Consider the following 12,076-nt stretch of genomic DNA (forward strand, 5'->3'; position numbering starts at 1 on the left):
GTGCGGGAGGAAATCATTTTCCCGCAGCAGCACGCGCTTGGCGGCCCGCCACGCATCCGGAGAGGAAGTCCTCAACCGTTGCGGCGAACTCATCAGGACGTTCGATCTGAGGCATGTGTCCCGTCTTCGCAAAGACGTGCGCCTTGGCCCGTGGCAGCGCCGCGGCCGCCGCCGCCAAATGGCTGAAAGGGAGGACGTGGTCGTGGTCGCCCCACACCACGAGCGTTGGAATGTCCGACTTCGCCAACGTCTCGACGAGAGCCGTCCGCCATTCTGCCTTGATGCCGGAGATCGTTCCCAGATCACGGGCGATGTCTACGACTGTTTGACGGTGTGCCGGCCCTTGCGACAGGGCAAAAGCATGCTCGACGCGGGCGTCGGTCACCAGCGCCTTGTCGTAGAAGAGCGACTCGACCGTCCGCCGGGAGGCCGCCCGGGCGGGGCGCAGGAGCAGTGCCGCGAGCGGCCTCACCGTCAGCAGGCGCAGCACCAGCGCAACCTCCTGGCCGAATCCGGCGCTGTCGGCAAGAACAAGGGCCGAAACGCGGTCAGGATGGTCGGCGGCGAACTTCATGGCGACGGCGCCGCCGAGCGAGTTGCCGATCACGGGAAGCGGCGCGTGCACCCCGACGGCGTCGAGGAAGGCGGGGAGGGCACCGGCGAGCTTCGCCAATGCCGCCGGGCCGGAGAGCCGTTCCGAGTAGCCAAATCCGGGCAGATCCACGCTGTAGACGGTATGGCGTGCCGAGAGCCGGTCGTGCTGCTCGGTCCAGTCTTCGAGGCTCTGGCCGATCCCGTGCAGGAGGAGCACCGGGTCCCCGCTGCCGGTTCTCCGGTAGCGCAAACGCGTGCCCCCGGCGTCGACATATCCGGCTCCGGGGAGTTCAAGGGCACCCTGCGCCGTCGTTTCTCCCCGCCCGGCTCCCCGCCCGGATGCCCGCACCTGCTGCCCGCGCCGGCCGAACCGCACCTGGTCGGTCAGTTTGCCGGCCCTGAGCAGTGCGAAATCGCGCAGATAGTTCTGGTGCAGCCGCCAGGGCGAGCCGGCGCCCTGCCGGGGAAGGCGGTCGGCGTCGCGCAGGATGTAGCCGGCCTTCAGGTCGATCAGGGACGTCAGTTCAGCGTCCGCGACGCCGGCGGGAGCTGTGGGTACCACCCACTGCAGGTTCCTCCGGTCGAGGTGCTTCAGCAACCGGCAGATGTAACCTGCGACGAGATCCGCCTTCAAGGTCCAGGACGCGTTGGTGTAGCCGATAGTGAGCGCAAAGTTGGGAACGCCCTCGAGCATCATCCCCTTGTAAGTCAGGGTCCTGCCGACGTCCACGGGCTCGCCGTCGACCGTCAGGGTCATGCCGCCAATCACCAGCAGGTTCAGTCCCGTCGCCGTGACTATCACGTCGGCCGGAATGGATTTCCCCGAGACCAGGTCAATCCCGTGCGGGGTGATCCGCGAGATCCTGTCGGTCACGATGTCGGCAGTGCCTGCGCTGATCGCACGGTAGAGGTCGCCATTGGGGATCGCGCAGAGCCGCTGGTCCCACGGCTCATAGGACGGTGCCAAGTGCGTGTCGACCGCAAAGCCCGCCGGAAGCTTGGCGATGGCTGACTTGCGGAGGATTGCCTTCATCGTTTCCGGCCGCCGCCGGCTCAGCTGGTAGGTGAACATCGAAAAGAGAATGTTCTTTGCCCGGACGACGTCGTACGCCAGTTGCGCCGGCACCTTGCCCCGGAGGCGGTCGGCCAGGTGGTCCCGGGACGGGACCGGGGCGATGTAGGTGGGGGAGCGCTGCAGCATGGTGACTTTGGCAGCCGACTCCGCCATCGACGGCACGAGCGTCACCGCCGTGGCCCCGCTGCCGATGATCACCACCTGCTTGCCGTCGTAGTCGAGATCAGCGGGCCAGTGCTGTGGGTGGACGATCGACCCGGCGAAGGTGTCGGCCCCCTCAATCGCCGGGGTAAAGCCCTCGTCATAGCGGTAATAGCCCGAGCAGACGGACAGGAACGAGCAGGTAAAGGTGACTGTCACCGCGGTCGACGCCGGACCGTCGTTCCGATATTCGGCGTCGGACGTGCGGGTGGCTGTGACCGTCCACGATGCGGTGGCGCTGGACCACTCGGCTGCGACGACGCGGTGGTTGAGCCGGATTCGCGACGCGAGGCCCTCGTCCGCGACCGTCGCCTGGATGTAGTCGCGGATCGAATCGCCATCCGCGATGGCTTTGGCGCCGGCCCAGGGCCGGAAGGAATAGCCCAGCGTGTACATGTCGCTGTCGGAACGGATGCCCGGATACCGGAAGAGGTCCCAGGTGCCTCCCACGGCACCGCGGGACTCCAGGATCGTGAAGGTCTTTCCGGGCGCGTCCCGTTTGAGCCGGCTGGCGAAACCTACCCCGCTCAGCCCGGCGCCAACAATCAACACATCTACGTGTTCGCTCATGAGGCCAAGCTATCGACTTACAGTTGACATAGTCAACACGGTGTCGAGAACTGGGGTAGAATGGGCGCATGGTTCAGCGAGGAAGACGTACCACCCGGGTCTCGGGGGATGAGCGCCAGGACGCCATCCTCGTCACGGCTGAGGCGCTGCTCGCCGAGCGGGGATTCGATGACATCTCGATCGAGGATCTGGCCCGCGGGGCCGGCATCTCCCGCCCCACCTTCTACTTCTACTTCGCGTCCAAAGACGAGGTGCTGCTGGCCCTTCTGGACCGCGTGATCACCGAGGTGGAGCACCGGGTCGGCGGGTTGCCGCACGATTTTGGAAGTGACCCCGCGGGAGCCTGGACCCGTTCGATCGGCATGTTCGTTGAGGTGTTTGTCGCCCACCGCGGCGTCGCCACGGCAGCGATCGCAGCGCGGGCGCGCAACGATGAGGTGCGTGCCCTCTGGTCCAAGTCCATGCAGTCCTGGGTCGACTTCTCGAGCGACGTGATCCGGTCGGAGCGGGCCCGCGGCGCAGCCCCGGAGGGCATCGACGCCCACGACCTCGCCGTCAGCCTCAACCTGATGAATGAGCGGGTGATCACCGCGGTCCTCAACCAGGAGAGCCCGGCCATCGCGGAGTCGCACGCCCTGAACGTTTTATCAACCATCTGGATCCGCAGTATTTACGGGTCCGTCAACCCCGGCCGCCGGTAACCCCGGCGTCGAAAGGAAGAACGCAGATGCCCCACGTCAAGACCCTGACCGTGCTCGGTACCGGAGTCCTCGGCTCCCAGATCGCCTACCAGGCCGCCTTCCACGGATTCGCCGTCACCGCTTACGACGTCGACGGCGACGCCCTCGAGAAGGCCCGCGCGCGCTTCCAGCAGCTCGCCGGCATCTACCGGGCAGCAAATGTCGCCGGTGCCGGAGAGGGCAAGGCCGAGGCCGCCCTTGAGAACCTCCGCCTCACCGACGACCTCGGGACCGCCGTCGCCGACGCGGACCTCGTGATCGAGGCCGTTCCCGAACTGCTCGAGCTCAAGCGGGACATGTACCGCAAGCTCGCGGAACTGGCCCCTGCGAAGACCATCTTCGCCACCAACTCCTCGACCCTGCTGCCCAGCGACCTCAAGGACGCCACCGGCCGCCCCGACCGGTTCCTCGCCATCCATTACGCCAACAACATCTGGGCCCAGAACATCGCCGAGGTGATGGGCACCACCGATACCGACCCGGCGGTGTTCAACGCCGTCGTCGAGTTCGCCCGTAACAGCGGGCTGGAACCGATCGAGATCAGGAAAGAGAAAGCCGGCTACGTGCTGAACTCGCTGCTGGTGCCGCTCCTGAATGCCGCCGCGGGCCTGCTGCTGCAGGGCATCGCCAGCCCGGAAACGATCGACAAGACGTGGCGCATCGCCACCGGGGCGCCCACGGGACCGTTCCAGATCTACGACGTCGTTGGCCTCGGTACCGCGTACAACATCGCCGCGTCCTCACCGGACAGCGGCTCTCAAGCCTTCGCGCAGTACCTGAAGGAGAACTACATTGACCACGGGAAGCTCGGAGTCGCCACGGGCGAGGGCTTCTACACGTACTGAGTCCGCCCGGCGCCTCACGCGGCGCAGTCAACGCTCGTGGCTGGTTTCCAGGACCGTGACGTCCAGGGGCATGCGGCTGGCGCGGCGGAGTCGTCCGGCCAGCAGGTTGCGCACGCCGCGGGTCACCATGGTCCTCCTGGTCAGATCCCGGTACTCGGCGGCGTCGGAGGTGACCAGGCCCAGCAGGGGGCGCGCGGCGTCGTCCGGGCCCTGCCCCCACAGCCCGACGACCACCTGCAGCCCACCCAGCCGATGCTCGTACCCGGGCTGGGACGTGACGTGCCCCAGCATGTCCGTCGTCACCAGGCCCGGGTTCATGCCATGCACCCGGACACCGGTGGTCCGGGTCTCCCGCCGCAACGTCTCCGTGAACTGGCGGACCCACCGCTTACTCGACGCATACGCGTTTTGCAGCGCCACCGGCCCCTGGTCACCCTGGCCGTACACGTTGACGAGGTCGCCGTGGCCCTGGCCGAGGAACACCGGCAGCGCAACCCGCGACCCGTGGAACGTGCCCAGGATGTTCGTGCGCACCACGCGCGTGAAATCGTCCACCGGGGTTGACGCCGTGGGCCCGTAGACGCCGGAAGTTCCGGCGTTGTTGACCCAGATGTCGAGGGTCCCGCGGCTGAGCGCCTCATCGCGCAAGGCCTCGACGTCGGCCAGTTCACCGGTGTCACACCGCCGCCCGGAGGCGGCGATCCCTTCCGCGAGGAGGCGTTCGACGGCGGCCGCGACGTCGACGTCCGACCTGGCCGCCAGCACCACCGTCGCACCCTGATGCCCCAGGACGCGGGCCATGGCACACCCCAGGCCGCGCGTCGAGCCAGTCACGACGGCCACCCGACCGCGAAGGACGTCTCCTTGCGAACTCATGCTTCTCTCATACGCGCAGCGGCCGGGGAGAGCAAGAGCCCGCGTTGACTCATAAAGAACCTCCGCTTAGCCGGATACGTTGCCTCATGGGAAAAGCTCCGGGACGTTGGCCGCGGACATCCTTGAGGGATGGGATTGACGATGGGTGAGCGCAAGGCTGTGACGGAGCACCTGGCCGAGTCCTACCGGGCCGGTGATCGGGCCAGGAAGGGGCGGATTCTGGATGAGCTGGTCGAGCTGACCGGCTGGCACCGGGATCATGCCCGGTCGGTTTTGCGGCATGCGCTCGATCCCCTGCGTGCCCCGGCGGGGAAGTTGCTGGCATCGATGCTGCCGGAGCTCGTGCCGATGCTGCGGGCTGAGAAGGCCCTGGACATCACTGACGGGCAGGCAGCGTTGCTCGCCCGCATGAGCGCGGCGACCATCGACCGGCGGCTGGCGGGCCAGCGGGCGAAGCTCTTGCCGCGTGGACGGACCCATACCAAGCCCGGATCGCTGCTGAAGTCCCACAGATCCCTGTGCGCACCTGGGCCCAGTGGGACGACGCGGTGCCGGGCTTCGTCGAGATTGATCTGGTCGGCCACGACGGTGCAAACAGTTCGGGCCAGTTCTGCTTCACCCTCACGGTCACCGATATCGCTACCGGCACGGACCGTAAACCGGTCCGTGCCGAACAAGGCTCAGAAGCACGTCTTCGCGGCCCTGCAGCACGTCCAGGCCGTCTTCCCGTTTCCCGTGATCGGCATCGATTCGGATAACGGCAGCGAGTTCATCAACAACGAGCTCTTCGAGTTCTGCGTGCAGCACCGCATCACCTTCACCCGGTCCCGCCCGGGCAACAAGAATACGCCACAACCCTCACTGCGCGCCCTGGAGAAGGGACCGTTCTATGCCGTCAAAATAGTCCCAGGATCGTTTGGCACCTTCGCTGGCCTCGCCGCAGATTCACGCGCACGGGTGCTGGACAACGCTGGCCGGCCCATCAAGGGCCATTACGTGGCAGGCAATGACCAGGCCTCAATCATGGGCGGGCACTACCCGGCTGGCGGCATTAATCTCGGCCCCGCCCTGACATTCGGCTACATCGCCGGGAGGGACATCGCCCGCGCCACGCACTACGAGGACGACGGCACACCGGCCCCGGAAACCGTCGGGACCGATGGCGCAACGGACAGGCAGAGCACTCCGGCGTGACCCCATTTGCTGCTGAACATGGTTCGCGAGACCACCAGTGCGGGTCTTACTCCAACGCCTTATGCTGTGACGGCAACCATCACGAGCACCACGGAAAAACCAGGGGGACCCATGTCGACCAGCCAGTACGGACCACAAAACGCCTATCGGAACCAGGATCTGCAGCCAGTGACGATGGGGCAGCTGCGCTGGTATATGGAGGGCATGCGGCACGCCCGGCTGGCCACGATTTTTGGCATCCTGTCGATCTTCAGCCTGGGGGCCTTGTTTGGGCCGCTGGCCATCGCCCGGGCGAAGAAGGCTGAGGCTTTCGGGGTGCCTGCGCCGGAAGGGCGGGTGCTCGGCTGGGTGGGGATTGGCTTGTTCATCCTGTGGGTGGTGTTCTTCATCGCCTACCTGGCGCTGATCATCACCCTCATCGGGAGCCTCCCGGACTCGGGCCGAACGGCCGCGTAGACGGACCGGGCATGACTACTCATTGTGATCAGGTTTCTTGGTCATGGACTCCGGCGGGGGCGGGAATTCCGCGGCGGGATAAAGCCCGGCGACCTGCAGCATGTAGTTGGCCCACTGCGGGCCGGCAAGCATGTAGCCGTCGAGGCTCTTGTAGAACTTGCCGTTGACGGTGACGTTCTGGCCTGGCCGATTCTGGCCTTCCAGGGCGTCGCCGAAGAACGACGCCGTGGAAATGCCGGACGTGTAGCCAACCACCCAGGTGGCGCCGTTGGTGTTGGACGTGCCCGTCTTGGCCGCGACCGGGAAGCTGCTGTGGACGTTGGGCTTGATGTAGACGCCGGACCCCTTTTTCAGCACGTCCTGCAGGACGGAGTCCACCCCCCGGGCAACGCTGGGCTTGATGGCATCGCGGCAGGACTTGGTCTCCGCCGGAAGGTTCTTCCCCGCCGCGTCGGTCACTTCCACAATGGCGACCGGCTCGCAGTACGTGCCGTCGTTGGCGAAGGTGGCAAATGCGTTGGCCAGAATGAGCGGCGCGACGCCAATTGCCCCCAGCAGGTTGCCCAGCTGATGCATGTTGACCTGTGCGTTATCCAGGCCGCTGTGGAGTCCCACGGCGTCCACCGTCTTCTGGATGCCGCAGAACTCCAGCTGGGCAGCCTCCGCGAGGGTGGCGGTGTTGATGGAGTTATAGACCCCGTAGTCGACGCGCATGCGGCGGTAGTAGCCGGCGTCGTTGTTCTGCAGGTCGTCCGCCGCGCCGCGGTTCCTCTCCTTCGTGTTGTAGGCGCCCAGGACCTTTCCGCAGCTGGATTTCCTCTTGAAATCGAGGGGATACGACCGCCGGGAGGCATCCACCGTCTCGGCCAGCGACTTGCCCTCCCTGAGCCATTCCGCCAGGGTGAACGGTTTCATGGTGGACCCGGGTTGGAACCCGCCGGCGCCGTTCAGGTCATTGCCCTTGGTGTCCTTCGAATCGACATTGAAGTTCAGCTGGGTATCGAACTTCCCGGGCTCGGGGAGGAAAACCGTGTTTTGCGCCATGGCCAGGATCTTCCCCGTACCCGGCCCGATGGAGACCAGCGACGCCCCACTTGTCCGGGTTGGCCCCGGCCGTGGCATCGACCTTTTCCTGCGCCGCCGCCTGCAGCCGGCTGTCCAGCGTGGTGGTGATCGTCAGGCCGCCGCGGTACAGCTTGCGCACCCGCGCGGCGAGGTCGACGCCGTACGCCGGGTTGTTCAGGATCAGGTGTGACACGTAGTCGCAAAAGTACGGCGCCATTTCGGCGCCGGCACAGCCCTGCTTCCCCGGCGTGACGCTCACCGTGAAGTATCCGAGATGTCAGCTGGCGCCTCACCCGAACAGGCTGGTCCGGGCGTCAGCTACGCGGTAGGTGTTGAGTGTCGCACGCGGGCGTTTTAACGTGACGGAACCTGTCAACATGCATCACACAAACTCGGGAGTAGTTATGGAATATGTGACGCGTGGTGGGGTGGCCGTCACAGTCCCGGGATCCACACAGCCGGGGGAGCGGCCTATCTCGTGGTGCTGCATCCATGCAAACATGGGGGCACACCGAAAAGGCAGAGTGAGGAGACCCGATGAAATCCAACGACCTGCTGCTGGACGCCTTCGGCCGGATCCGCAACACCGTGGCCGCCACTCTTGACGGGGTCGACGGCGAAACCCTGATCCGTCGGCCCGCGGGCAACGGGAACTCGATGGCGTGGCTGATCTGGCATCTCGCCCGGGTGGAGGACGCGCAGCTCGCCTCCGCCGCCGGCCTGGAACAGGTCTGGACATCGCAGGGATTCGCGGGCCGTTTCAATCTGCCGTTGGCCGAACACGACACCGGCTACGGCCATTCAACAGAGAAAGTGGACGCTGTGAAGGCCCCGCCGGAGCTGCTGCTCGAATACTACGACGCCGTTCACCGGCAGACCGTAGAGTTCCTGGAAACCCTCGTCGACGCGGACTTTGACCGCATCGTCGACACCCGCTGGGATCCGCCCGTCACGCTCGGCGTGCGGCTGGTCAGCACCATCGCCGATTGCCTCCAGCACGTGGGTCAGGCCGCCTACGCCAGGGGCCTCAACCCCGCCCGCGCAGTCTAGGACGCGCCGGTGCCTTCAGTGCCGGTATTTTGGATGCCGGCGTCGGCATTAATGGCCGCGGCAACCAGCCGGTCGAAACTCGCGGTCCCGCTCTCCGGGGGCTCCGCCGTGAATACCGCAAACCATTTCTCCGGGGCATTCCTCTCCACCGAGGCAACCCGTTCCACGTGCAGGATCAGCCCGGGGACCCCGCTCACGACGAGCGGCAGCCGCTCGCCGCTCCTGACCAGGCGCCGAAATTCCTTGACCGACAATTGGTCGTCAAGTGTGTTGGTCACCTCGGCGATGGTGTCGTTAACCCTTTTGGTCAGGCCCCGCATAAAAGCTCGCTGATCCGAGACGGCGGGAACCGTAAGAATGGCCGGAAACACGACCATAAACAGTGCCACAGCACTCAAACTTCTGAGGCCGGACATAAAGATCATCAGGAACATGCAGAGAATCAACCCCAGGACACTCAGGATCACGAACCTGACCACGGGATTGTCGCCTGGCTTCTTTGACCACCGCACAAGGGCCACGGTGCTCCTGCGGGGCTGGGCGTGCAGTGGACGATCCATGGTCAGAACGCAGCGACTTGTCAATCGCCTCGCGGCGCCCTCGCATGACCGATAGTTTCTCCGTGACGTGCTGGAGACGGCCGCGAAGCATGGATTCCATCTGAACTGCCATGTCGTGGAGCTCGCGGAGGGCGGTGTACGACTGCGGCGACCCGGAGTGCACGGCGAGTTGCCCACGGACGTAATGGCGGCGTCGTTCCCAGTTCCGGACGGCGGATTCGTGGGGTTCCACGAGCAACGAGACGGCAGCCAGCGCCTTGTCCAACGAGCCCGCCCGCGTTCTGAGGCTTGTTGTTGCGGCGTCCAGCCTCGACAGGAATGAGTCGTAGTTGTCATGAGGCTGGGTGCCGTCGGTGATCACGAGGCACTCGCACGTTGCGGTGCCGCATTGCCCAGGCAAACCAACCCGGGCCGGCGCGACTTCCGTCGCCGAATGGTGCCCCCAACTCTCATGGCAAGAGAATAGAGGCTCCGGGCGCGTTGTCATAGGGTCCGTCCCCCCGTTGGCTCCTGGACCGAGGAGCGCCGGGGCCATCGTGTGCACCCTGACACTGACTTTGGCGCTCGCAGACACTGAAAGGTCCAGGCTGCTCACTGAGGCTAGGGAATGGAAAGACAAATGACCAGTACAGATTCGTTCGTGGTTGTGGTTGGTTTTGACGGTTCCGAGAATTCCCGAAATGCCTTGAGGTGGGGCATGGACGAGGCCAAACAGCGCGACGGCGAGATTCGTCTCATCACCGTCTGGAGCAAACCGCCGCTCGCCTGGTATCCGGCGCTGCTGGAAACGGCCGCCGGCGAAGTCGTGACGGAAGATTCTCCGCGGCAAGCAGCTGAGACGTTGCAGGCTGCGGCACTGAAGGCGCTGAGGATGGGGGGGTGTCTGCCACCGGCGAGATCGTCCACAACGATTCGGCGGCGTCAGCCCTTCTGGACGCCGCCCAAGGGGCGGATCTCGTGGTGGTTGGTTCGCGCGGGCACGGCGGATTTCCCGGTCTGCACCTGGGCTCGGTGGCGGCAGCCGTTGTAACGGTGCCGGGGACGGCCTACGATGTGGCTGCAGCCCCACTCTGGGGACCAACTCCGGGACTTGCCCTCACGGGTTCAGCCACATTTTCGGATGCCCGAGTCCTGGACAGCACGGGACGGGAAAGACCATGGCCAAGTATCTGTTTGAAGCGAACTACGTGGGAGAAGGCATCAAGGGCCTCATGCGCGAAGGGGGCACGAAGCGCCGCGATGCGCTGGTCGAAGCGCTCAAATCCGTAGGAGGCTCACTTGAGTGCTTCTACTACGCCTTCGGGGAGACCGACGTTCTGGGGGTCTTCGAGGTTCCGGGGCCGGCAGACGCCGCGGCCCTTTCCCTCATGATCAATTCGACGGGTTCCGTGAACGTGCGTCTGAAACCGCTGATGGCGCCGGAGGACCTTGACGAAGCGGCAAAGAAGACCCCGTCCTACCGGGCCCCCGGGCAGTAGGGCGGCCAGCTATTTGGCGTCGTCCGGGCTGCTGTCCAACAGAAATGCGTTCAAATCGTCCACGGTCTTACCTTCGCTCGAGCCCCCGGCTTCAATTATCGAAGCCCAGTGGGGTGTCAGCAAGGGATCGCGGACCGCCCCCGGCCCGGCGCGCGGATTGAGGAAACTTGCCGCAAATTTTAGGCCAAACGGACCGTCGACGCCGTGATGCCGTTAGTGCGGCGCCTAGGATCTCTCCCATGCGATGCCACTCAGAGACCACGCCATGACCGCCGATCCCGCACCCGCTACATTGGGGGCGCGGGTACCGGTCCAGGCTGTCATGGAGGAGTTGCTGGCCCTCCAGGGTTTGGAGCCACGGCGCTCCACCCTCCAGCGGATCTTTGGCGTCAGCCCCCTCAGCGAGGAGACCCGGTCCTGGTACAAGGGCGCTTTGGGGGAGATCATGGTCGGAAGAATCCTGGCGGAGCTGGGGCCGGACTGGCTGGTGCTGCATGCCGTGCCGGTGGGGGCGGGTTCCTCTGATATCGATCACGTCCTGGTGGGCCCTGCCGGCGTCTTCACCATCAACACGAAGAACCACTCCGGCCAGCCTGTTTGGGTGGCCGGGCGGACCGTCATGGTGGCAGGAAAGGAAACGCGCCACCTCTATAACGCGGCGCATGAAGCGGCCCGGGCGTCCAAGCTGCTCGGCGCGGCGGTCGGTTCGGCGGTTGATGTCACCGGAGTCGTGGTGATTCTGGAACCCAAGAAGCTCACGATCAAGTCGGCGCCGGACCAGGTGTCAGTGGTTACGGAGCGGCAGCTTTTGCGCTGGCTCAAGCGGCGCAGCCAGGTGCTGGACCCGGGACAGGTGTCCCGGATTGCAGCGGTGGCCGTCGTTGCGCGGACCTGGCACCGGAGCCCTGGCCAGCCGGGTGACGCCGGTGCTGTCCAGCAGAACTTCGCTGCCCTGCGGTTGCTGGTGCACAGGGCACGACGGCGCCGGGCAGCTTGGGTGCTGGGCCTGCCCGCCGTTGGGTTTCTGACGCTTGCCACCGGAGGACAGCTGGGGGCGATGGTGCAGGTGCTCACGGGCCGCTGAACAGCGCTTCTCGCGGCTGGTGCGCTTCCCACGGTTGGACCGTTGGACCGTTAGGCCGCGAGGCGGCTTTTTGCGCGGGCGCGGAGGAGCGTTTGGGCCCGTTGGCGGCGTTCGCGGCGGTGGTTGGGGCTTTTGGCCGCGGCCGGGTCCGGTGGGTCGGCGCCGGTTCCGGGCAGAGGCGGTGCGGTGGAGTGGTAGGTGTGCCCGGTCGGCGTCGTGATTTGGAGCGTGTGTCGTGGGCCGGGGCGGGGTCGTGAGGACCAGCCGGGGATTTCTTTGGTGTGGTTG

Annotated in this window: 13 protein-coding genes and 2 pseudogenes; 9 read left to right on the top strand and 6 right to left on the bottom strand. The window is 65.7% G+C overall.

What is annotated here, in order from left to right:
• Positions 1–13 precede the first annotated feature (13 nt).
• Positions 14–2,440 carry an alpha/beta fold hydrolase gene (locus ACZY0Y_RS16530; protein ID WP_463959208.1) on the bottom strand — a complete coding sequence of 809 codons (2,427 nt, stop codon included), beginning with the start codon at positions 2,438–2,440 and terminating at the stop codon, positions 14–16.
• Positions 2,441–2,508: 68 nt separating this feature from the next.
• Between ACZY0Y_RS16530 and ACZY0Y_RS16535 the strand changes: the two genes are divergently transcribed.
• Entirely contained in the window at positions 2,509–3,141 is a 633-nt protein-coding gene (locus tag ACZY0Y_RS16535; protein WP_463959210.1) for a TetR/AcrR family transcriptional regulator, read from the top strand.
• 26 nt (positions 3,142–3,167) lie between these two features.
• Positions 3,168–4,025, top strand: coding sequence for a 3-hydroxyacyl-CoA dehydrogenase (locus tag ACZY0Y_RS16540; RefSeq protein ID WP_463881523.1), 858 nt, complete (start codon positions 3,168–3,170; stop codon positions 4,023–4,025).
• Positions 4,026–4,052: 27 nt separating this feature from the next.
• On the opposite strand, the gene ACZY0Y_RS16545 is transcribed toward ACZY0Y_RS16540, so the two are convergent.
• Both ACZY0Y_RS16545 and ACZY0Y_RS16550 read right to left on the bottom strand, forming a co-directional pair.
• Positions 4,053–4,901, bottom strand: a complete 849-nt coding sequence (locus ACZY0Y_RS16545; protein WP_463959212.1) for an SDR family NAD(P)-dependent oxidoreductase — start codon at positions 4,899–4,901, stop codon at positions 4,053–4,055.
• 257 nt (positions 4,902–5,158) lie between these two features.
• Complete coding sequence (locus ACZY0Y_RS16550; protein ID WP_463959213.1) at positions 5,159–5,485, bottom strand: hypothetical protein; 327 nt, start codon at positions 5,483–5,485, stop codon at positions 5,159–5,161.
• An 82-nt stretch (positions 5,486–5,567) separates the two neighbouring features.
• Between ACZY0Y_RS16550 and ACZY0Y_RS16555 the strand changes: the two genes are divergently transcribed.
• Positions 5,568–6,095: an integrase catalytic domain-containing protein gene (locus ACZY0Y_RS16555; RefSeq protein WP_463959215.1), complete on the top strand. Its 528-nt coding sequence runs from the start codon at positions 5,568–5,570 to the stop codon at positions 6,093–6,095.
• A gap of 111 nt (positions 6,096–6,206) precedes the next feature.
• The gene (locus tag ACZY0Y_RS16560) at positions 6,207–6,551 is read left to right on the top strand and encodes a hypothetical protein (RefSeq protein ID WP_463881531.1); all 345 of its coding nucleotides are present in this window, start codon (positions 6,207–6,209) and stop codon (positions 6,549–6,551) included.
• Between the two features lie 15 nt (positions 6,552–6,566).
• Here ACZY0Y_RS16560 and ACZY0Y_RS16565 read toward each other — a convergent pair.
• Positions 6,567–7,875, bottom strand: a pseudogene (locus ACZY0Y_RS16565) (transglycosylase domain-containing protein); the annotation flags it as partial.
• 278 nt (positions 7,876–8,153) lie between these two features.
• Between ACZY0Y_RS16565 and ACZY0Y_RS16570 the strand changes: the two are divergent.
• Complete coding sequence (locus tag ACZY0Y_RS16570) at positions 8,154–8,666, top strand: mycothiol transferase (RefSeq protein ID WP_463959217.1); 513 nt, start codon at positions 8,154–8,156, stop codon at positions 8,664–8,666.
• Here the strand turns inward: ACZY0Y_RS16570 and ACZY0Y_RS16575 are convergent.
• Entirely contained in the window at positions 8,663–9,100 is a 438-nt protein-coding gene (locus ACZY0Y_RS16575; protein ID WP_463959219.1) for a hypothetical protein, read from the bottom strand. The genes ACZY0Y_RS16570 and ACZY0Y_RS16575 overlap by 4 nt on opposite strands.
• A gap of 745 nt (positions 9,101–9,845) precedes the next feature.
• On the opposite strand from ACZY0Y_RS16575, the gene ACZY0Y_RS16580 reads away from it, so the two are divergent.
• The 4 genes from ACZY0Y_RS16580 to ACZY0Y_RS16595 all read left to right on the top strand — a co-directional run bounded on the left by ACZY0Y_RS16580 (position 9,846) and on the right by ACZY0Y_RS16595 (position 11,788).
• Positions 9,846–10,256 carry a universal stress protein gene (locus tag ACZY0Y_RS16580; protein ID WP_463959221.1) on the top strand — a complete coding sequence of 137 codons (411 nt, stop codon included), beginning with the start codon at positions 9,846–9,848 and terminating at the stop codon, positions 10,254–10,256.
• Complete coding sequence (locus ACZY0Y_RS16585; protein ID WP_463959227.1) at positions 10,157–10,495, top strand: universal stress protein; 339 nt, start codon at positions 10,157–10,159, stop codon at positions 10,493–10,495. Before ACZY0Y_RS16580 ends, ACZY0Y_RS16585 begins: the two co-directional genes overlap by 100 nt.
• Positions 10,384–10,704 carry a GYD domain-containing protein gene (locus ACZY0Y_RS16590; RefSeq protein WP_160665550.1) on the top strand — a complete coding sequence of 107 codons (321 nt, stop codon included), beginning with the start codon at positions 10,384–10,386 and terminating at the stop codon, positions 10,702–10,704. The genes ACZY0Y_RS16585 and ACZY0Y_RS16590 overlap by 112 nt, the downstream gene beginning before the upstream one ends.
• 244 nt (positions 10,705–10,948) lie before the next feature.
• Positions 10,949–11,788 (top strand): nuclease-related domain-containing protein, encoded by an 840-nt coding sequence (locus ACZY0Y_RS16595; protein WP_463959223.1) that lies wholly within the window; start codon positions 10,949–10,951, stop codon positions 11,786–11,788.
• Positions 11,789–11,838: 50 nt separating this feature from the next.
• Here ACZY0Y_RS16595 and ACZY0Y_RS16600 read toward each other — a convergent pair.
• A pseudogene (locus ACZY0Y_RS16600) lies at positions 11,839–12,076 on the bottom strand (HNH endonuclease); the annotation flags it as partial.

The sequence above is a fragment of the Pseudarthrobacter kochi genome (assembly GCF_055412805.1).